The following is a 23,705-nucleotide window of genomic DNA, read 5'->3' on the forward strand; positions in this document are numbered from 1 at the left end:
TCCTGTATCCCCAAGCTACCTTCTGCGGGGCCATACCCGGCGCGCCGTGTGGCCGATGATGCCGGGGCGGAACGCGCCCACACAGACACCATCGATCTGATCATCCCACCCGTGCTCTCGCCGCAATGTCTCCTTCCGCAACGAAGTTTCGAAGGTTCATCCGAACAACGGATGTCCGGCAAGTGACAACACTGTCCATCCGGCAGGCCGATGGTTCCCTCATCGGTCGAAAGTGCTCGGTAGATCGGGGTAATGGGTTCGATCGGCCAGGGTCAGTTCGGCGATCACGAGTTCGCCCGCGCCGCGGCAGACCGGACAGACCTTGGCGCCGAGGCATTCCCCGCAGCGCCGGCGGCCGGAAGGTCCGGTGGCGGTCCAGCCGCGTCCCTGACAGGCGGGGCACCAGCCCAGGCCCGCGCACTCATAGCACAGCACCGCGTCCGCGCCGACGGTCTCCGGCGTGACGACCGTTTCGGGTGGGACGAACGAATCGTCCTCGGGTACGGCGATAATGGGTGTCGCACCGGTGAAAATGACGCCGCCGTACCCTTCCTGCACGCGGATGCGCACCACGAACTCGTCGCGTTTCCCGATGACCGTCGACTGCACCGCCCCCGGCTCGTCCGCGGAGCGCTCGACGTCGACCGACCACCCGGCCTCGGTGAGCGCGGCCACCGCCCGGTGCACCACGGCCGGATCGTAGGCCGCGCCGGGCGGGTGCACGCGGGCGCTGGCGCGGTACTGGTACCGGACCGGCTCGTGCCAGTCCACCGCGACCGGATGGTCCGGCACCGACACCTGCGGGGTCACGCCGGGCGTCAGCCGCGCGGCCAACCACAGCAGGTAGTCGCGCAGCTGCTCCGCCGCGCGATCGAGCCGAGCCCGTGGTGCGGTCACGCGCTGCCTCCCGATTCGTCACGGTCGAGTCCGAGATCGGCGCCACCCGGCCGCTTGGCGCCCTCGATGATCTGCGCCCAGCTGAGACCCTTGACCTCGCGCAGATATTCGACGGTCGGGCCGAGCGGGTCCTTGTACTCGCGGATGTTTCGCCTCCGGATCCGATCCTTCAGGTGCTCCAATTCACCGTAGTCCTGGGTTTTGTAGAAGGCGCCGATCTCCCGGCGCGCGTTCTGCAAGGTCCGGGCGATCTCCTCGTCGGACGCGCCACGTTCGCGCAGCGCGTCCTGCACGGCCGGCAGGCGCCCCACCTCCGCGATGTAGTGCTGACGCAGCGTCGGCAGATTCGCGGTCGCCGGATCTCCGGTCGGCTGGGCTAATACCTCCGGTCGGCGGTCGTGGGCCAGGATCGCGTCGACGTCGACGGCGGGCGTGACCCGCTGCACCGCCGCCACCGGCGTGCCCGCGTCCGGCTCGTAGGCGATCACCATGCGGTGGTCGGGTTTCGGCGGCGTGTACAGCGCCATCGTCCCGGCGTTGAGGACGTTGCTCGCGCCCGCGTCGATCGAGTACAGGTAGTCCTCGTTGCCCGGCGGGTCGAAGACGGTGTGCTCGACGACCCGGAAGGCGCCGCCGACCGTGGGCGGCAGCACCCGCTCGATCGCTTCCATCAGCAGATCGCCCTGGATGTGTCCGCGGTCGCCCGGTCTGCCGCCCTCGGCGCGCTCCGAGGTCATGTCCCACTGCACTTCGATGCGCGCGCCCGGCGCCAGAGTCCGCGGCAGTTGCGCGGCCAGCGCGTCGTACTGGGCGGCGGTGTAGTGCGCGCTGACGTTGTTGATATAGAACCTGGCGACACCGCCGTTGCCGCCCGCCGCCAGCACCTCGCCGTGCGTGAGCAGGTCGGCGAACAACACGAGCGCGCCCGGCATCGGCAGCGGACCCGGATCGAGGACGCCGAGGTTGCGGCGGCGCTGTCCGGCGTCGGCGAAGTCCTGCGGCAATTCGGTCTGCAGAATCAGGCCGCGGCCCATCGTGTCCTGGATCGGGGTCAGCTCCACCGCGAACGCGCTGCGTCCCACGCCGACGTCGACGGTGTGCCCGCCCGCGCGCGCCGCGGGTACCGACGGACGGGGCGCGAAGAGCACCGGATCGTTGCGCTCGGCGGGTAGCCGGTAAGTCGGCCGCGGGCGGGAGAGCACCTCCACCGAGGACCGTCCGTCGGCTTGGTCGTGGATCACGACTACGTACTCGGCGTTCAGACCGTGCTGCGCCGCACCACGATTCGCCCTGTCCACGGTGTGCAGGAAGTCCAGCAGCGACATCGATGTGCCCTGCGGATGCGCCGGTAGGGCCGCCCGGATCTCGACCTGTCCCGTGTTCCGGTGCAGCACGCCTCCGATCCAGTCCGGCATCGCCACCAACGCGGACGCGGCCTGGCGCATGCGTGCCCAATTCACCGCGCCGCGCAGCTCGTCGGTGACCAGCGGTGACGCGCGCAGTTCGTCGATGGCCGCCTCGATCGCGGCCAACCGCCGCGGGCCGTGCGGCAGCGGATCATTGATCGCCGCCCTGAGCGGGACCAGCGCCTCGATCAGGTCGTCCCGGTGCACGGTTCCGCGCGCGGCATCGGCGTTGGGATCGAAATAGATCGGGTCGAAGATGCGGCGCACCTGTTCCTCGTGCATCCGCCCGTTCAGCGCCAACGCCTCGATGGTCAGCACGTCGGCCGCGTACTCGCCGCGCAGCAGTTTGCCGAGGCGGGTCAGATGCGCCAGGGCCGCGTCCTCGAAGGCCGGTTCGGTCAGCAGGAGCCCGAAGACCGGGCGGCTGGCCACGACACCGCCGTACTCCAGTCCGATTCGCCGTGCCAGCTCGGGATCGTGTTCGGCGAGCAGCTCGGCGGCTTCGCCGACCGGGTCGGCGGTGATACCCAGATGATCGAGCAGGTCGGCGAGATCCCGGCGGTAGTCTGGTGTGAGATTGGATCGTGCCGGGTCGAAGATCGATTGATCCAGCTGCGCGGCAACTACTTCGAGCTCGGCGAAACGTCCGCCGGGATGCCGGAAGGTGGGATCGGTGGCCAACCGGATCTGCACCAGCAGAGCGGCCACCGCACGCGCGACGTCGCGCGAACGCGCCCGGTCGGACACGGTGAGATCGAAGGCGGAACCGTCCGGCCGCGCGTGGTATTCGGCGACCGCTCCCGCGCCGACCTCGCCGACGCGCAGGTGCACCGGCCGGCCGCCCGGCAGCGTGAAGTACCCGTCTTCGCGAGCGCGGCTCATGGATCCCGCCGGACCCACCGGCGGCGGCCGGAACCAGCTCACTTCCTCCGGGGCGATCAGCCGCAGGGCGCTTTCGACGTGTCGCATCAGAACGGACTGACGCATGGGATCGCGGCCGGGATCGCGTGCGTCGCCGCGGAACTCACCGAGGTTGCCGGCTGTCCCGTGGTGCCGGTCATCTTCCGGCGACGGTACGTGGTCATCCTCGGGGGGACCACCAGGGCCGACGGCTTCCCTGCCCCACTCGGGCATAGCGAGGTCGGCCATGGTGGCCGGTGCGCCGGAGAATGCTCCGGCATGCCGCATCAGCAGGTCGTACAGCACCTCTTCGCCCTCGGTGATATCCGAGTCGTCGTGTTCGACGGCCGCGTACGCCTCCGCCAATGCCTCGCCCGGCTTCAGATCGCCACGCTCGTCGAAGCAGTACCTGCTGAATTGCTCGCGCACCCAGTGTTCGTATCCGTCGAGATCCGCCTCGTCCTGGACACCTGCCTGGCTTCGCAGCAACAGGTAACGCTCGAGCAGTGCGTACGGCACCTCGCGCCGGGCTGCCAGGCTGCCCGCGTAGTCCACCGCGTGGCCGATCTCGTGCACGATATTGCCGTACCAGGGCCGGTTTTCGGGACCGACGTGGTGTCCGCCCGCCAAGTCTTCGGCCCACTCCCGCATGGACCGCTCGGGGTCGGCGGCGTACAGCTCGTTGAGGACGATCGACTTCGCGTAGAACTTGCCGTTCTCGACCCCGTATTCGGTCTCGGCGAAGTTCTTCCGATGGTCGGTCGGCCCGATGCTCGCCTCGCGAATATCCAGCCACGGATGCTTGGTGAGCTTGTCGTCCAGCGCCCTGGCGAATTCGCGGGCCGCTTCCACATCGATGACCCGGCCGTCGGGCAGGTGGCGGGCGTCGAATCCCACGGCGATCACACCGTGTTTCGCGGTCAGCAACGCGCCGACCTCCTCCGCGGTGCCACATCGGGCGAAGTCGTCGTCGATCGGCTGCGGAACTTCGCGGGCCGATTCGGTTGCCGCACTGGGTAGTGCGGGATCGTCTGCCCGGCCGGAGTCGGGGACGGAGTTCTCGGTCCTTGGCTGGTCCACCGGGCCGGCCGCGGAATCCCGCTCGCCGCGGCCAGTTGGAATCGAGGCCGGTCCTGGGCCGATATCGTCCAGTTGACCGGACACTGCGTCGTCGGCTCGGCCGATCCCTTCGCCGCCTCGGCGCGGTGGCGGACCGGCGTACGCCCAGACTTCCGCGGTGATCATGCCCCGGGCCTGGATCGACGCGAGGCGGTGCAGCGCGCCATCGATCGCGCTGCGCGAGTGGCCGAGTTCCGCGAGCACCGCCTCCGCTCGCGCGCGCGTGACCGCGCGGACCTTGGCCAGGATTTCCGGCGGGATCGGCTGGTTCATCAACTCCAGCAGGTAAGGAAATCTGGTGCCGAGGAACGGCAGATCCGTTCGTGTGTCCGGCCGGTCGGTAAGAATCAGATCCGGGTCGGCGACGACGAACGAACCTGCGTGCTCCGGGAACGAGAAGTCGTTGTCGGCCGCGATGGCGATCGCACCAGCGGTGCCGTCGCTGCCCTGCCGGTCGCACTCGCCCGTGATGGCGTCCCGGATCGCCATCATGAACCGCTGCGTGACCGAATATCCCTGCGGTGCAAGTGGTTCTGTCAACTCGCCGACAAAGAATTGCAGCGATCCCGGTCCACGGCTTCCGTCGTAGGGGACGGTCGGCGGAACCTGATGGAACCCGAGGAGGTGGTCGAACCGGAAGGTGGCGACCTCGCCGGCCACCGGCCCCGCCGCGGGCAGCTCCATGCCGGGGATCGGCTCGCGCGCCGCGGGCCGATATACCGCCGTGCCCTTCTCGAAGTGCACGACCAGCACTTCGTTCAGATGGAAGTGGCCGGTATCCAGAACCTCTTCGCGGATCACCGCACCCATGTCGAGTAGCGCGAGCTCCGCCGGAGTCATGGTCCAGGATGACGTGCCCTGAGCGTCATGCGCCGACGGACCGGGCGACGGCGGGTCGTCCCCCTCGGCTGGTCGGCCCGATCTCGTAGCCTCCTTTCCGCTTGTCGTCGGCGGATTCCGGTCCGCGCGGTCCGGCCCAGCGGAATCGGACTCGACCGCGCCACCACCCGGCTGATCCGAGCGCCGCTGGGCCGGCACCGTGCCGTCGCCCGGCGGCTGTCGCCGCGGTGCGTCGGGGACTTCGCCACGGTTACGCCGGATCACGGCATCGATATCCGCGAGTTCCCGGTGGAGGGCGCCGCAGTCGGCGCAGGTGACAAGGTGCTCGCGCACGGCTGTGGTCTCACGCTTGCCGAGACCGGCACGCACGTAGGCGCCGAGTTTCTCCGCCACCGGGCGGCACTGCTCCCGAACCGGACCGGAAAGGTGCAGCTGCAGGTATGCCTGACGCAGACCCTCCCGGGCACGGGCGGCGAGGACGCTTGTGGCGTTCGGGGTCAGCCCGAGCTCCGACGCCAGTTCGCGGGGCTTCATTCCCTCGAGTTCAAGCCGCTGCAACACCATTCGCCATCGCTCGGGCAACGACAGGAGCGCACGCGCCGCCAGCGAACTGTCGAGCTCCTCGACCACCGTGTCGCGGAACGGCTCCTCGGGAGCGAAGCGCTCCAGGTCGTCGGTAGCGACCTGCCGGTCCCCCTGCTTGCGCGACGCCGTGGCCACATGGCGCACCGTGGTCAGCAGGTACGCGCGGAAATGCTCGATGGTCCGGCCGTCACGACTCAACAGCGCGAAGACATTCGCGAAACTCTCGGCCACTACGTCATCGACGTGCTCGCGGCCGCGAACCACCCCCGCCGCGGCAGTGCGGGCGGCGCCCACGTGCCGCTCATACAGCGCTCCGAACGCCTCGGTGTCTCCCGCCTTGACCGCGGCGACCAAGGCCGCGTCGACATCGCGCTCCGACGCCAAGCGCGCGGCGTTCCGGACTTGGCTCCGCTGTCGCGGCACGACTTCGGATTCGGCGGGCTCCACCGCCGGTCCACGCTGTGCTGGAACGTGCCCGTCCCGCGCTGGCGGGGCGTCGCCGGACTCCGGCGGGCCATGGCGGTCCGCGGCACCGGTACGGGAACCAGGTCCGGTGATCGGCTCGAGCGGCTCGGCGCGCAACTGGGCGAGCGCGCTGTCCACCGAGACCAACGTGCTCGCGGCGGCACGCAGTTCCGCTACTTCCGGGAAGCGATCGGGCAACGCCCGCGCCATGTCGAGCAGTCCTGCGGCATCGTCCGGAACCGGGCCGGGCCGGGCGGCTCTGACCATGAGCCGCTGTACCGCTTCCCGCAGAAACACGCCCAGTTCCCGTGCGGTGCCGGTGATCTCATCGACCGGAGGTCGTTCACCACGCTGGAACGCCGCCAGGCGGGCCGCGGTGTCGACGTGCTTCTCGCCGACGAGGTGCTGAACCTGCGGGTCGTCGAAACTAGCCGCCCACGCACGAAGATCCTCGAGCGGGCCGGTGACGGCATCGGGAGCCGAGGGCATCGGGTCGGCGACATCCGGCAGCGCGTCACCGGACATCACCGCCGCCAGCAATCGCCGGTACTTGACACCGTCGTGCCGCTGCCCCACCACGAAAGGAGCTGTCTGGCCGCCCATTTGCCGATAACGTTCCCGTAGTTGCTCCAGACCGAACAACGTCACCGGGTCGATAGCCGGCCCCAGTTCGGCGAGCCTGCCCACCCATTCGCCATATCGCACGCTGCCCGCCCTGACCTCCGCCACCCAATCCGGTAACCGAGTGAGGAAATCGTCGTCGAACTCGCGAATAGCGCTCGGCGGTTGTCCGTCGTTCTCCAGAGACCAGTTCATCAGGAGTCGCGAAAGACGGCCGTTGTAGTGCAGAGGGTGGATGGAGACGAGCCGGTGCTGCAAGGTCGCGGCGATCTCGAAGGGGTCGTAGCCGGATTCGCGCGTTGCTGCGTTGTACCAGTCGCACAACGACTGCAGCTCTCGCCTGACCTCCTCTTGCGAGGCGAACTCGGGGTACTTGACGACGCCGTGCACATCAGGCCCAGCGGGTGGCGGCAGATAGGAAAGCGCTGGGTTCTCGTTGATCGCCGCTATCTGATCTTCGGCCGGAGTGGCAGTCAACACACAGGTCCGCAGACCCGGCTGGGCGAACTCCGCACCTTTCTCCGGCGCCGTCATCGCTGCCAGCCGCATATGCAGGGCCACAATGAAGTCAGGAGTCAACTCCCGATCGCCGTACTGTCCGGCGAGCAGGCGGGCATCCAGATAACCTGCCCACTCCGCGAGTCCGAAGAGCGTCTCCGGCCGAGGCTGATCCGCGATGACCGCGGTGCTCAGATATTTCTCCTCGATCAGCAAACTGGCCTCGAGCAGCAGCGCCGCCTCGGTGTCTAGGCCGAGCGCCACCAGGCGATCGGCGATCAGCGCTTCGACATCGGCGTCACTCGCCGGTGCTGCTGTCGCGGGCGGGCTCAGCTGCGCATCGGACAACAGCCGGGGCAACGCCTCCCGTACCGAAGCAGGCTGCATCGCCGATTCGACGTCGCCGATCTGTCCGGGTTCCGGCTCGCCGGGGCCGGCGCGACGACCGCTGTGCGGCTCGCCCGGGCTGGTGGGCGGATTCGTCGATGGGGCAACACTCGAATCCGGCCCGCCGGAACCAGGATTCAGCTCGACCTCGATGAATCGCGGGCGGTATTTGGTCACGTCTTCGAGCACGCCGCCGGGGTCGAGGCTGTTGACGTTGTAGCTGATGATCAAGGTGTCGCCGCGGCGGAGTTCGGGATGCTCATGGGCGTTGTAGGTGATCACGTTCGCGTCGCCGTAGGAACCTTCGGCGCCGGTCTCCGGCGTCCGGTAGAGCACGGTCGGCGAGGTGAACGGTCCGGTCGGCGCGTCGGCGACGTAGGCGAGAATGTCGGTACCGAACGCGGACCTGGTGTCCTGCGTGATCAGCAAGTAGCGGCCGCGCCACCGGGTGACGCTGTACTCGTTGGCGACACCCGGCATGGTCCGTGCGGAGTCCGTCTCCCTCGACGACCACCCGGAGCCGTCGAAGAACTCCCACGACGTGCGCGGATCGTCGCCCCGCACGCGGGCGACGTGCAGGTATTTGGACGCGCCGTCCTCTTCCATGCCGTAGATGTAGGTGTGCGTGCCGTCGAACTCGGCCCACGCCGTCCAATTCACGCCCGTTTCCGAGGGCATCGGGGTGATGTCGAGCAGGCGGAGATCATCGGTGTCGAACCGGGCGAGCACGTTGTCGCGGAAGGCGAAATCCCACATCCCGGCACCGGTGCGGGAGAACCCGACGAACATGACGTTCAGCGTGGATCCGGTGACGAACGATCCGCCGAGCCAGTAGAAGCCGTCCGGGCCTGCCTGCACCACGGCCTGTGGAACCTCCTGCGTCCCACCGTGAATCGTCGACATCTCGCCGTTGTCGTCCACCACGAAGGTGTTGTTCACGAAGGGGCCCTCCGAGGGCCGGGACCCGTCCGGATGCACCGTGCCGAGGAACGTGTCGGAGAACATCCACAGATGCCTGCCGTCCGGCAACCGCCGCGAGTAGGTGCTGTCGGCGCCGGTCCAGCCGCCGCCGGTGTCGCCGTACCGCGCGAACGCCGCGGCCAGCCCCTCCTGCGGTGCGACACGGACCAGCAGTTCCCGCAGCACGAACCAGGTCGATTTGCCCGCCTCGAGCTCGGTGGTGCCGCTGGCGTGGGTCATGTCCGCCACCATCGGCAGGCCGCGGCCCCGCTCGCCGAGGCCAGCGATCAGCGCGTCGAGGTCGAAGTCCTCGTCCGACTGCTCGATCAGGTCGTCGGGCCGAAGATCGAAGCCCGCCAGTTCGGGCTGCACGCTGCTGCTGTCGATCACGTCGACGCGCAGCTTCCTGGCGCCCGCGTCCCCGGTCACCTCGATGACGACCCGGACCGGGTCGGAGGCGTGGTCCAGCGCATTGGCGACCAACTCCGAGACGACGACGCGCATGTCGTCGAGCTGCCCAGGATTGCGCCAGCCGAGTTCGCGCAGCTTCTCGACCACCCAGTTGCGCGCGGTCTCGGCATCGGCCCTGCGTTCGTCCGCGGAGAGGTCCGGACTCGTACCGAAGGTCTCTTCGAGGCGCACGGGCTCCGCACCGGTGGATGGATCGCTTCCCGGGGACATGCCGATCCCGGTGTCGGGGCGCGCGTTCGCGTCCGGAGCGAATTCGTCGATGGAGCGGGTCGGCGTCCCGTCGGGCATGTAGACGATTCCCGATATGGCGCGCACGTCGGGGGTGGGCTGGCCCGGCTGGTATGGGTGTGGGAAGCCGAGGGCGGAGTCGTACACCATGATGGTGCCGCCCTCGTTGGTCAGGACGTAGGCGTGTGCGCCGACGCCGTGCCGGTCGGCGGGGCCGTGGTAGTCCTCGACCACCAGAATCGTGGCGCCGTCGTTCATTCCGCGCAGCCGGTCGGCGATCGCGTCGCGCGAGCCGAAGCTTGCCAGACGTCCACCGGACGCATCTTCCAGCTGATCGGCCGTCATTCCCTCCGGACCGACCGCCGCCTCCGGCACTCGCACGACGGTGCTGCCGGTCAGGTCGACCACACGCGAAAGCGACTGTGGCGCACAGTCGTTGCGGTAGCGCGTGGTGTCGGCCGGCGGGTCGGGTGCGCGCTGTGCGGTCGTACCGTCGACGACTTCCGCGTCCGGCGCGGGGCCGCTGTCGCTGGAGAACAGGCCGCGGAGGCGCCGCCACAGGCTCGGTGTGTCCACGCGGGTATCGGGCTCGGCGGTCTCCGGCTGGGGAGTGGGCGCGGCCTCGGGCTCCCGCGGCGGCGTGATACGGGGGACGTCCCTGATCCGCCCCGGCCATTCCCTGCCGCTGATCACGCCGTCGGTCTGGATCTCCCCGAGCCGCCGGATCTCACCGTCGACGGCTTCCGGCTCGATGCCCAACTCGGTGAGCACGGCGCGCAGCGCGTCCGGATGCAGCTCCCTCGCCGCCGCGAGCGGATCCGGGTGCAGCGACTCGTGCAGCGCGTCGACCACGAAACTCGATCGGATGCCGATGCGACTGGTGTCCAGCGGCGAGGTGTGCTCACCATCGTGGATCACGAGAGATCCACGAGGGCGGCGGGCGTCACCGGCCGCGGTGAGATAGTCGTTGTGATCTTGATCGGCGTCGATGTAGACCCCGATCGCCACCGCGTGCCGCTCCGCGAGCGGGTATTCCGGCAGCGGTTCACTGGGCAGCACCCGGACCAGTTCTTGCAGCGAACCGGTGCCATAACGCCCGGTCCACGCGATGGTCGGCGGCACATGACCGTATCCGAGCAGCAGATCCCTTCGGTAGCGGGCGACTTCGCGGACGACCGAGCCCGACGGCAGCACCTGGATCTGCCCGAACGTCTGACCGGATGCCGGCTTGTACACCCACTTGCTGCCGTCGGCGAATTCGACGATGTAGACGGCGTTGCTCTCCGGCCCGGTCGGAATGCGCTCGTAGCCGACCGGTTCCCCCTTCGCGCGAACGGCCTCTTCCACCGCGGTCCACTGCGCACGCGCCCGGGCGAGCTGGGCATCGGGATCGCCCGGCAGATGCGGCGATGCACCGATCAGACCGGCCGGACGGGCGCCATCGTCCATGCCGAGGTCATGCGGGTGTTGTGGCGCGCCCGCGGCGTCGTAGTGGATTCCCCAGGTTCCCGCGATGCCTCGAGGCGGAGTCCAGTCCTGGTAGCGGCGGACCTCGTTCGTCGCGGGGTCTCCCACCAGGACGGTGCCGTTGTCGTTGGTCATCACATACGCGTGCGCCCCGACACCGTTATTGCGCTCGGCGACACCGTGGTACTCGTCGACGACCAGGGTGGTGGCGCCGTTGCCCATGCGCCGCAAGCGTGCCGCGATGGTCGCGTGGCTTTCGGCCCGCAGGCGGCCACCCGCGTGCGTTTCCAGATCCTGCCAGCGCATGCCGTCCATGCCGACGTCCCTGGCCGCGGCGACATTGATCGCCCTGCTGCCGGTCCGGTCCTGGACGAGCTGCAACGAGCGAACGGCGCAGTCACGCGGGCCGGTTGCCCCCACATGCGTGACGCCGGGCGGCGTCGTCACGTCCGGCGCCCTGGTATCGCTGCTGCCGTCGTCGAAACGGCCGCGCTCGACATCGATCGGCGCGGTACCGACTCGGCGCCGGGCCCACCCGGGGTCCGGCGGCGGATGGCGATGATCCACCAGGGGCAGGGTGTCGCCGTGCCCCGACGCGATCCGGCCGAAGTTGGCCAGCGACTCGGTGGGCCGCCCGGTCCGCGGATCGCTGGGGCGCAGGTAGCCCTGGTGCACCTGTTCGGCATTGCCGAAGTTCTCCGACCGCGGGAATTCGGCGCGAATTCGTCTCGCTCCGAAGGCTTCCGAGGACGGATCCATGCCGAGGCCGAGCCCGGTGCCGAGGTAACGGCTCCACGCGCCCGGCTGGTCGGCGCCGAACATGGTCACCGGGTCACGCCAGGAGGCGGCGACGTAGACATTCCGCGCACCGATACCGAACGCGGCGGCGCTGCGCACCGGGCCCGCGCCAGGGGAACCCGAGAGCGCGATCGAGCCGACCAGTCCGGCCAGCCTGCCGTGTTTGCCCGCGAAGCTGGCGGTGACCGAACCGTAGCTGTGCGCGAAGATCCGGTTCGTCAGCTGCCGCGGGTCAGCGGTTCCGGCGTGCGCCCTGGTCGCGTGGAAGGCCGCGATCTCGTGCAGCAGGAGGTCGCCGCCCACCTTCGCACGGCCGCGGAAGGCAGCCCTGACGTATCCGGTGTTGATCGGGCCGGTCGGCGCGTCGTATCCGATCCAGATGATGGAGGCCAATTCCAGATCGGGCGCCACCTGCTTGGTCTCTTCGTACAGATGACGCAGCGGGGTGAACTGATAGTGCAGCGACCGCAGGGTGGTATTGGTGCCGGGAACATGCCAGTTCACCGTTCGGGCGGTGTCCACGTTGCCGAGCGCGACGACCACCTTGCCGTCGCCGCCGAAAGCCGTCGCGTCGTAGGACAGCACGTGGACGGGCGGATTGCCCGGCACCTGACGTGCCTGCTGTTCCAGCTGCGCCAGGTGGTTGCGGGTCAGGACCAGGTTACCCAGCTGCTTCAGCTCCGCCGCGCTCAGCACGGCGCGCGACCACCACATGCCGCGTCCTTCGGGCCGTCGCGCGAGGAACGTCTCCAGGTCGCGAGTGATCGCGAGCCGGTTCGCGTCGTTGCGGACCTGCGCGGGCAAGCCGTCGGCATTGCCGATCTGATGCGGGTAGACCCGTAGCAGAGCCTGCTGTGTCGCGCTCAGCTCGCCGGGGCGAGCCGGATCGGCCAACGCATGCCACCAGTCGGCATTCTCTGTCGCCCGCCGCCGCGCGGAGTCGACGATGCGGCGGGTTCCGCTGCGCTGCAACACGTCCGGCCCGTCGAAGCCGCCGTCCCGCAGCGCCGCGTCGGCAATCCGCTGCTGCTCGCCGGTGAGTCCGGGATCCATCGGCAGGGCGGGACCGAGGTGGCGCGGGTGCGCATCCGCGCCTCCTCGGTCACTATCGCCGCGCCCCGGCTCATCCGGGTCGGAAGCCGCCGGTTGGGGGTCCCCGGGGTCGTTCGGCCCGCGTCCACTACCTTCCACGCCACGCGCGGTTGGCGTGCTACCGGACTCGACGTCGGTGCGTCCGCTGTCGGCGACTACTGCCCTCGCAGCGGGTCGGTCGTCACCCGACCGGCCTTGATCGGCCTGGTCGTCCGCACGTCCGGCGGGTGAGACGTCCGGATCGCCCGTGCCGTCCCTCCGTGCGGTATCGGCGTCGCCCGGCCGCCGGGCATCGGGTCCGCCGGCACGAGGACCGCGATCGTTCGGGCCTCGATCCGGTCCGCGGTTGTCGGGACCGGGCGCGGGCGGCGGATCCTCCGGACCGTAATCGCCCCTCGGCTGCACCGATTCCGGAACCTCGAAGCCCTGCTCGACCAGGATCGCGCGCAGCAGGTCCGGGTAATCGGTGACGATGCCCGCGACGCCGTCCTCGATCAGGCGGCGCATTTCGTCCGGATCGTTGACCGTGTAGGGCACCACAGGCATGCCGACGTCGGCGGCCTGCTGCAAGAACTCGTCGGTCAGCATGGCGCGCTCCGGCGAGAGCATCGTCGCGCCCGCTTGCCGCGCGGCGGCGGGGATGTCACCGCCCGGCGAACGGCGCGGACCGACGACCTGCGCCGCCATGCCGCGGACCCGGCCCGCCCCGGAGGCGCCGGGGTCGACGCCCAGCCACGCTCCGGTGGCGGTGCGCGAACTCACCAGCGCGACGCGGTCGACGTCCGGCGCCAGCTCAGCGGCGTGCGTCAGCACCCGCCAGTCGAAGCCGAGCACCCGATATCGCACGTCGTAGCCACGCAGGCACTCGACCGTCGCCGCGACCACGGCACGGACTTCCGCGTCGCTCCAGGAGGGATCGGTCTTGATCTCCACCGCCAGCGTCACGCCGCGGCCGGAGGCCAGCGCCGCGGCTTCGGCCAGGGTGGGCACCCCGCTGCCGCGCGGCGCGGCCTGCTGGGTTGCGGCGAACGACTTGTTCACCACCGCGGTGTCGAGTGTGCGGATCTGTTCGGCCGTCAGCTCGCGAATCGGCTTCCCCACGTAGGGGAATTGCGGATCGTTCGGCCGGACCGGGCCGGTGTCTCGCACGGTGTGGCCGTCGATCTTCTGCTCATGCGCGATGACCGGCACGCCGTCCCTGGTGAGCCCGACATCGAGTTCGATCACGTCGACGCCGAGATCCATCGCTTGCGCGAAGCCGGAGAGGGTGTTCTCCGACCACAATCCGCGACCACCGCGGTGGCCCTGGATCTCCGGCCTGGTCCGATCCTCGGGCACTCGACGCGGCGAGGCCGGATCCCGTACCTCGCCCGGCTGGTCGCTCGTGCGATCCGGCCCGGGCCGCTCCGGTTCCGGGCCTCGAGGTGTCCGGTGTTCCTGCGTTCCGTCGGCGGGCCTGCGCCCGAGCTGGTCCTGCCGGACCGGAGTTCGCTTGCCCTCGGGGTCTTTCGGCGCCCACCCGGCGCGGTGCAGGACACCGGGCTCCTCGGGTACGACGCGGTGCGGCGCCCGCGGCACTTCGTCGCCGTGTCCGGTCGCGATCAGGCCGAAATACGCCAGCGACTCCGGGGCCTCGCCGATATCGGCGTCGATGAAGTCGAAGTAGAAGCCGTGCGCCGGGAACACACGGCCGAACGGGCCGACCGCCGGGAACTGCGACGGTACGCGACGCGCGCCGAATGCCTCGACCGAGGGATTGATGCCCAAACCCATGTTGAGGAAGCGGCCGTGGCGGCCGGGTATGAGCGCACCGAGCCCGGTGACCGGATCGTAGGAGAGCTTGGCGACGTAGACGTTCTCGACGCCGATCCCGAACTCGGCTGCGTGCTGGACCGGCCCGGCGCCCGGCGAGCCGACCAGCGTGATCGTGGCGACGTCGCGAGCCAGGCGCCCGTTCGCGGCCGCGTAACCCGTTGTGGTGGAACCGTAGCTGTGGCCGAACAGGTGGATCTTCGGCGGCGGCGGGACGACCGGCCCGGAATCGGTCGCCGCCGGATCGGCGGCTGCCTGGTCGACGGGCCGCCCGGCACGGGCCGCTCGCGCCGCTCGATAGGCCATCACGTCGCGGGCGAGCAGGCGGCCACCGACTTCCGCGAACTCGGGCGTCCTGGTTTCCAGCCAGATCTTCGCGCCGCTCGGCGCGTCGTACCCGATCCACGCGATGGACGCGACCTCGACGGTGGGGTCGGCCAGCACCATGGCCTCGTACGGATCGCGCGCCGCCTGCAAGCGCTTGGTCAGTTTCTCCACGGTCGTGGTGACGCCCGGCACCTGCCAAGCCACGTGCGCGGCGGTGTCGACGTTGCCGATCGCCACCACCGCGCGGCCCTCGCCACCGAAGGCCAGCCCGTCATATGCGAGCAGATGCACTGGGGGCGTCGGTATTCCGGGGCGCACGCCGGTGGAGCGGTTCAACGCCTCCTGGGTCGCGATGATGTTCTTCAACTGCTGGCGTTCCAGCGGGGTGATGTCGCTACCGCGGAAGATGCGTGCCAGCGAGCCACCGCGCGGCCTGCGGGCCAGCAGTGCGTCCAGGTCCCGCCGCAATTGCAACCGGTTGGCCTGATCCTTGACGTGGGCGGGGATTCCGTCGGCATTGCCCACCTCGAACGGATGCGCCAGCACCATCGCTCGCTGCATCGGGCTCAGTTCGCCCTCCGGAGTGCCGCTGTCGCGCAGCGCATCCCACCACAGCGCGTTCTCGGTGGCCAGCTCGCGCGCCCGCGTGTAGTCGTCGGCGTAGCCCCGGTGCATCAGGTCCGGCGGGTGCACGCCGTCGCCGCGCAGTGCCAGCGCTTCCCGCACCAGCGCGTCGGTATCCGCAGCGGCCGTGGCATCGGCGGGTTCGGGCGGTGGAAGAGTGCCGTCGCGGAACCGGAGCGGCCGTTGCGCCTCGGGGTCGGCCGACCGGGATGCGATCCGGCGCTGCCACAGATTCGGATCCGCCACCGCGGCGCGCGGTTGCACCGGCCGCACCCAATCGCCGTGCCCGGCGGCGATACGCCCGATGTTGGCCAGCGCCTCGGTCGGCGCGCGGGTGTGTTCGTCGGTGAACCAGTAGTACTGGCTGTGCACCCGAGCTCCCGCCGCGAACCGCGGGTCCGGATAACCGAGCAGCTTCAGGGAGATCCGGGAGAACACCGTCTTCTTGGTGCCGGTGTTGCCCTCGATGGGGATCTCGGCCGCCATGCGCGTGGCGCCGAAGACGTCGATGGCCGGATTCACGCCCAAACCGACGTTCAACACCCTGCCCCGCGCACCGGGCGTATTGGCGCCCATTCCGGCGACCCAGTCCCGGGACGAGCTGGCCACGTAGACCTCGACGTCCGCGCCGTACTCCGCCGCGCTCTGCACCCGCCCCGCTCCCGGTGAGGCCAGCATCGTCACGGTGCCGATCTCCCGCGCCAGCCGAGCGCCCGCCGCGGCCTCACTGACCGTGGTGGCGCCGTAGCGGTGGCCGAAGAGGTGGTTCACCGGTACCGGCTCGCCGCCCTGACGCGCGGCCAGGTACGCCCGCGTGGCCTGGAAGGAAACCACGTCCCGGGCCAGCCGGGCGCCGCCTTCCTCCGCGCGGACAGTGGTCGTGGCCTGCGCCAGATTGCCCGGTGCGTCGTAGCCGATCCAGGCGATGGACGCCGCGGTGACCTCCGAATCGGTGCGCACGGTCATCTCGTAGGCGTTCCTGGCCAGCTTCAGCTGCTCCGCCATGGTCCGGATGCTGGAATTCACGCCGAATACATGCCAGGACACCGATGACGCCGTGTCGACATCGCCGAACGCGACCACGGCTCGTCCGCTGCCGCCGAAATCCGTCGCGCTGTAGGACAGGACGTGCACCCGCGGCGCCGGCACGTCCACATGCATGGCGCCGGCCAGCCGATCCGCCCGCAGCAGAGCCCGCTGGGTGGCGAGGAGATTGCGCAGCTGTCTGCGTTCCGCGGCGTCGAGTTCGGTCCCGGCGAGCACCCGTTCCAGCTGGCTGGGGTGGCGCCGATAGTGGGCGCCCAGCCGCTCGACGAACACGTCCAGATCGCGCCGGATCGACAGCCGGTTCGCCTCGTCTTTCACCCGTGCGGGGATGCCATCGGCGTTGCCGATGATCTCCGGGTGGATCGCGACCATGGCGCGCCGCTGGTCGGAACTCAGTGCGTGCCACCACTGGGCGTTCACTTCGGCTCGAGTGCGTGCGGAGCCGTCCGGATCGCCGGGGCTCAGGCCGCGCAGCAGGGAATCGGCGTTCGCGGTGGGACCGAGCCGATCACGCAGGGCATCCTCGGCCGCACGCACGAGATCGTGGTCGGCCCGGGTGATTTGCACGTCGTCCGGCAAGCCGGTTCCCGGGTTGCGCGGGGCGACCGAGTAGCCGGGCTCGGCCGGTGGCGCGCCGATGCGATGCCACGGCAGTGAACCATCCCGCGGTGCGGGGTCCACGCCCTCGGTGGGGTCCAGCGGGTTGCCGTCCGAGTCGTAGCAGATGCCCCAGGTTCCAGCGAGGTCGCGGGTGGGTGTGCGGGGCGGATACGGGTGCGGCTCACCGACGCTGTCGTCGTGAACCATGATCGTTCCGTTGTCGTTGGTCAGCACATAGGCGTGCGCGCCGACACCGTGTTCGTCCGCTGGACCGTGGTACTGGTCGACGACCAGCACCGAAGCACCGTCACCGAGCAACCGCAGCCTGGCCGCCATCAGATCGTGCGGATCGGACAGCCGCGGGTCCGCCCCATACGCGCGCAACCGGCCACCGGCGTGCGACTCCAGTTCGTCCGCGCTCATGCCCGGCGGGCCGATATCGCCCGCTGGAAGCCGCACCGCGGCGCTGCCGGTCAAACGCTGGATCCAGCGCAAGGCGCGCGGCGCGCACTCATTGTGCCGCGGCCCGAAACGATTCGCGGTATCCGGCCGGTCGGCCCGCTGATCCGGGACGGTATCCGGAACCCGATGCGGCGTGGAGCCGTCGCCGGCGCGTGGCACACGGCCGCGCTCGGGATCATCGAATCGAGTGCCCACTCGGCGCTGCACCCAGCCTGGATCGGCAACCCCGGGGCGGTGCGGCACGGTGGACACCTCGCCGCCGCGACCGGAACCGATCAATCCGAAGTTGTCCAGCGCCTCGGTCGGCGTTCCGGCGCGGGTGTCGGCGAACTTGTAATAGCCAGAATGCCGTTGCCAGACACCGGAGAAACGCCTGCTGTCCGGGAGTTCGGCGGCGATCCTGAGCGCGCCGAAACCCGCGCTCGCCGGATCGGTGCCGAGCCCGAGGCCGAGCATCGGCAGTATCCGACCCGCTCGGCCGGGCACCGTAGCGCCGAGCCTCGTGAAGATGTCGTTGGACGCGGCGGCGACATAGACGCCGACGTCACTGCCGAATTGTGCGGCATTCGTCATGGGGCCGCCGGGGCCGCCCGAGAGCACGATATCGCCCGCCAGACCCGCGAGTCTGCCACCCATCCCTGCCTCTTGGGTGAGGGCGGTGCCGTAGCTGTGTGCGAAAACGCGGTTGACCGGCTTTGCGACCGATCCGCGAACATACTGCTGCGCCGCGTCGGTCGCGGCGATATCGCGCAGCAGCAGTTCCGCACCCGCCTTGGCACGGCGCAGGGTCGCCGCCTGCAGCAGCGCGGTGATCTTCCCGCCAGCGGGCACGTCGTAGCCGACCCACGCGATCGAGGCGTTGCGCTCGCCCGCGCCGAGCCTGCCCGCGGTCACCCGGTATTCGTTGAGCGCGAAATCCAGGCTGGCATGCAGCTTCTCGACGGTATGGCCCATGCCGATGACGTGCCACGCCAGATGCTGGGCGGTATCGATGTCGCCGAAGGCAACCAGGGCCCGGCCTTTTCCGCCGAAAGCCGTCGAATCGAAGGCGACCACATGTACCGGTAGACCGGGATCGACCGCCGCGGCTCGCCGCTGTGCACCCGCCAGCGCCTTCTCGGTCGCGCGCAGAACGCGCAGCTGCTGGCGTTCGGCGCGGGTCAACCTGCGGCGCGACCGCAGCTCGGCCAGCTCCCTGGCCATCCGCAGCTGGTTGGCCTGGTCGACCGCGGCGGCATCGATGCCGGGTGCGTTGCCGATCACGGCCGGGTGCACCCGCACCATCGCCCGCTGCATCGGGCTCAGCTGGCCGGCCGGTGTATCGCTGTCGCGCAGCGCATTCCACCACTCCGAGTTACGCCGTCCGCGTTCTTTCGCGCGTGTGGCAACGGCGTCGGCGGGGTGGTCGCTGTGCAGCAGGTCCGCCGCCGAGGCGTCCGGTCCCAGCCGACGCAACGCGGTGTCCGCGGCGGACACCTCGGAGTCGGTCGGCTCGGACAGGTCTTCCGGCAGGGCTCGGTCTCCGGACAGCTCGGGCGAGTCCTCCGGCGGCACGTGGTCACCACGTTGCCGTGGCGTGTCCGGTTCCGGCGCACCGGTATCGGCGGCGCCCGAGTCGGTGGACGACGAAGCCTCGGTACGCGTAGTGGTGCCGGAGCGGTCCGGGTCGGCGCCGGTAGCGTCCGTCCCAGCCGACGGATCCGTCCCTGCGGGGACAGCGTCGCCGCGGGTATCCGGGGTCGCGACCGGACGCCGTGCCTCCAGCTGCCGGGCTTCGGTATCCGCGTGCCGGTAGTCAAGTGCCAGATCGGCGATTTCGGACAGCCGGACGATGTCCTCGTCGGCCAGGTCCCGATCGGACAGGTCACGCACCGTCTCGTCGAGCTGCTCCGGTGTCAGCCCCTCCGGGTCGACAGAAGCTCGTATGGTCTCGGCCAGCTGCCGGATGCGCGCCGCCAGTTCATCGCGCCGTGCCACCGCGTCGGCGAGTAGGTCGTCGGCCTGCTCCACCGGCTCTTCTTCGTCGTCCGGTTCGGTGTCACCCACCGCGATGCCGCGGGCTCGGCTGCCCGCGCCTCCGTCGGCCAGTGGGCGCAGGTGCTCGCCTTCGGCGCCGAAGAAGACGCCCCAGGTCGACTTGGCGTCCGGTACGGCGTCCGGATCGAATTCGAAGACCCCGCCGCGCAAGGGGTCGTCCACCATGATCTTTCCGGTGGCCTTGTCGTGGTACATGACGTAGGCGTGCGCGCCCACCCCGTGCTCGTCGGCTTTTCCCTTGTGCTCGTCGACGACCAAGACCGCCGCGTCGCCTCCCAGATACCGCAGGCCATCGGCGATCATCTGGTGCGCGGGACGCTTCTTGCTGCCGACGACCCTGGTGATCTCACCGCCCGCCGCGACCTCCAAGTCGTGCCAGGACATGCCTTCCGGGCCGACCGATCCCGGCTCGACCAGCGAGATCTCGCCGTTGCCGGTCTGCACGGCGGCTCGCCAGAGCGCGAGCTCGCCACAGTTGTTCACCGACTGCGCGGGTGGATGGTCCGGATCGAGCGCAGTGTCGGGCGGCCGATGGTCGACGGAGCCCACCAGGTCGGCACCGATCCGGCCGACGTCGTGCAGCGCCCGCGTCGGCACTGCGCTGGGCGGTTCCGAAGCACGGTCCGGCACAGCGGGTTGGATCCTGCCGAACAGGCCGCGCGTCCCGTCGGGTACGTGCACGCGGACGTCACCGAAGTGCCCGTCCCTGATGTGCGGCTCGGCCATCCCGGACAGCACGACATCACCAGCCAGTCGCTCCAGCCTGCCGCGCCTGCCCGCGGCTTCGGCGACATCGATGCCGTAGCCGTGTGCGAACACCTTGTTCGTCGGTACGGCTTCCGGTCCGCCCCTGGCCTCCCGCGCCGCGTCGGCGGCCGCGATGTCGCGCACCAGGAGTTCGGCGCCGGAACGCGCCCTGCGGGTGAAGACGCCTTGCGCGCGACCGCTCGGCACGTCGTAGCCGACCCATGCGACCGAGGCGATCGACTCGCCCGCACGCACCCGGGCCGCCGAGGACCGATACTGTCCGGCGGCGATATGCACACCGGACTGCAGGTCCGCCACCGGGTGCCGGATACCGGGCACGTGCCACGACACGTGATCCGCGGTGTCGATATTTCCGAAAGCTATTGCGGCGCGGCCCTTCCCGCTGAACGCCGTCGAGTCGTAGGCCACGAGGAGCACCGGAGGGGCGGAATCGAGCGAGACAGCCCGGAAATGCGCTCTGGCGAGGGCTCGGACGGTTGCCTGCAGATTGCGCAACTGCGCGCGCTCGGCGCGGCTCAGTCCGTAGCGCGACTGGAGATCTTTGATCTCACGCGCGATCTGCAGCCGGTTCGCTTCGTTCGCCGCCACCGCGGCGATACCGGGCGCGTTGCCGATCACGTCCGGGTGCGCCCGGACCATCGACCGCTGCATCGGGCTCAGCGCGCCGTCCGGAGTGTCGCTGTCGCGCAGCGAGTTCCACCAATCGGCGTTCCTGCGCGCCCGGTCCCGCGCGGCATCGGCATCGGTGTTCTCGCCGTGTAGCAGATCTGCGGCGCGCGCGTCGTCACCCAGACGGCGTAGCGCGTCGTTCGCGTGGCCGATCTCGGCTCTGCTGGGCGGGCTGGTGTCCTCGGGCAGGAGCCGAACCCGATCTCGGCGATTCCGTTCGGTGTCGGTAGCGCGGTAGGTGTCGGCGTCACCGCCGGTGTCGGCATCCCTGCCGGTGTCGGCGGCGCTGTCGGTGCCGGTGTCGGCGGCGGCATCGACATCGCTATCGGCGTCGGCGGGAGTCCGGCCGGAGGTCTCCCCATCTCCGGACGTATCCGAGTCCGCGTCGGTCCGGCGATCGGCGGCGGGATCGGGACGGCCGCGGCTGGAGTCGGCGGTGCGGCCATCCGGTGATGGGCTGGACGATGCCGCGATCGGCCCGGCGACCAGCGCGACATCCTCGGGCCGCACGGCGTCGTCCGGAAGCGACCGGTCGCTCTGGTCGGCGTCCGCGTCCGCGTCGGCGTCCGACCCCGCGTGTGGCGCTTCGGAATCGGCCGTCTGGGCTTGGACGGCCCCTTCCCTCCCGAGCGGCCCAGCAGCGGTCCGATCTGCGGCACCGGCGCGTGCCTGCGCACCTTCCTGCGCCGCGGTATCGCCGGCGCGCGGCGCGGTGCCGTCTCGATCCCCGGCGCGACTCGTCCGCGGGTCAACGGGAGAATCACTGTGCGACAGTGATGGGCGGCCCTGATCCGGTCCGGTGGCCGGGCCGACCGTTCGCGCCGGTCCTGCAGCGGCACCGGTCGAGGACGAACTCGTGGAAGTGCTGGGCGTGGTCGAGGACGCGGCCGAGTCAGTGGCCGGGCCTTGCGGTGCGGTAGCTGGTTGCGCGGTGGTGGACGGAGTAGCCCCGCCTGGCTGGGATGTGTCAACACTCTCGCCGACGCTTGCCCCGTCCCTGCTGCCAGGGGCTTGGCCTGCGTCAGGTGTGCGTTGGCCCGCATCGGGGGCGGCTTGGCCTGCATCGGGCGCGGGTTGGCTTGCCACCGCGTCGGATCGGCTCGTGGAGCCGGACCCGGAATCGGCGGGCCCGCCCTGCTGAGCACCGGGACCTTCCGTGCCACGGCTGTCGCCGTTCGTGCTCGCGGCGGCCGTATCCGTGCCTCCGTCGCGCTGGGAACCGGTCGAGGTGTCCCCGCCGTTGTGTGCGCCACCGGACGTATCCCCGGTGACCCCAGCACCATTCGTGCTCTGACCGCCACTGGAGGTATCGGCGACGATACCGACGTCATCCGCACGCTGCGTGCCGCTCGACGCATTGCCCGCGGTACCAGCCTGACTCGCACTCTGAGCGGTTCCTGCCCTCTCGCCTGCGGCGCCCGCGCCGTTTGTACTGCCCGACGTATCCGCGGCGGCGCCAGCGCCATTCGCACCACCCGAGGGACCTCCGCCGGTGCCGCTGCCATTCGTGGCCGCGGGGGTTGTCGCGGTTCCTGCGCCATTGGTGCCGGTTCCGGTCCCCGCCCCTGTTCCAGCACCGGCGCCGGTTCCGGTACCCGAAGCCGGAGCCTGGCTCGTGCCATCCGGCATGGTACCGACGTTCGGAGTCAGCCCCGGCCCGTTGCCCATCGGCCCGCCGGAGTAGTTCGACCCACCCCGGTAGCCGTAGACCATGCTCGGCCCGACGCCCGACAGCGCACCCCCGGTGAACATCCGCGGGTCGAATTCCCAACCGCCACCAGATAATCCGGTCGCCAGGTAAGCCGCACCCGCACCGGCCGAGCCCGCGCCCGCACCGGTGATCGCGCCCTTGCCCAGACCTGCCAGCCCGCTGGGACCGCCCGGCAGGTGACGCACGACATTGTGCAGACCGTGGCCGGCCGCACCGCCCGCGCCACCGGCAACGGCGGAGATCCACGCGTTCTGGCCGATCGCGTTCCAGTTGAGTCCACCGTCCTGGTACCCGGCTTGGATATTCAGGCCTTGCACCGCCAATTCTTGCGACGTGCCCTGAAATACCTCGGTAATCGCTTCCTGAACGATCTCGTAGATGACTTTGGCGAGGATCTCCCTGCTCGCTTGCGACAGCGCCGTCCTGGCCAGGATCGCTTCGATCCTGCGCAGCAGAAAGCCGCCCATCCACCGGCACGCGGCCTGCGTTGCCGCGATGGCGCCCGCTTGCGCGAAAGGCGCCCCCGGGCCCAGGAACAGCGCGTACGCCAGTTCCGCCGCCAACCATGCGAGCGAGAAAATGTCATTCAGCTTGGTCGCGCGCATCTCGGCGGCGGAGTCGATGGCGCGTTGGCCCGCCGCGTCGTACTTGTCGGCCAGCTTGTCGATGGCTTTCAGTTGCTCCTTGAGCGACTTCTCCATCTCGTCGCGGCCGTCACCGGCCGGATAGGCGACCACTGTGGAATTGGTCGCCGTCTCTGCTTTCTGCCTTGCGCGTGTGCGCAGCTGACGAGCCAGACGCTGCAGATCTTCTCCGGCCGCTTTCTGATCGCCCTCGAGGCCTTTCGGCCAGTCAGCTCCCGCCACCCACTCCAGCCACTCCAGCCACGGCGGAATGGTTATCGAGAAGGGCAT

The 23,705-nt window shown here is 70.0% G+C and carries 2 protein-coding genes; both read right to left on the reverse strand.

Annotation, left to right across the window (positions count from 1 at the left end):
- Window positions 1-219: 219 nt before the first annotated feature.
- On the reverse strand, window positions 220-897 hold the full coding sequence (locus AB0M45_RS17750; protein ID WP_364329683.1) for a hypothetical protein: 678 nt from the start codon (window positions 895-897) through the stop codon (window positions 220-222).
- The gene (locus AB0M45_RS17755) at window positions 894-23,705 is read right to left on the reverse strand and encodes a sigma-70 family RNA polymerase sigma factor (RefSeq protein ID WP_364329686.1); all 22,812 of its coding nucleotides are present in this window, start codon (window positions 23,703-23,705) and stop codon (window positions 894-896) included. Before AB0M45_RS17755 ends, AB0M45_RS17750 begins: the two co-directional genes overlap by 4 nt.

Source organism: Nocardia sp. NPDC051787 (genome assembly GCF_040681325.1).
GTDB lineage: Bacteria > Actinomycetota > Actinomycetes > Mycobacteriales > Mycobacteriaceae > Nocardia.

Excerpts from the sequence above, each read along its gene's own strand:
- AB0M45_RS17755 (WP_364329686.1), bottom strand. The coding sequence starts at position 23,705 with ATGCCCTTCTCGATAACCATTCCGCCGTGGCTGGAGTGGCTGGAGTGG.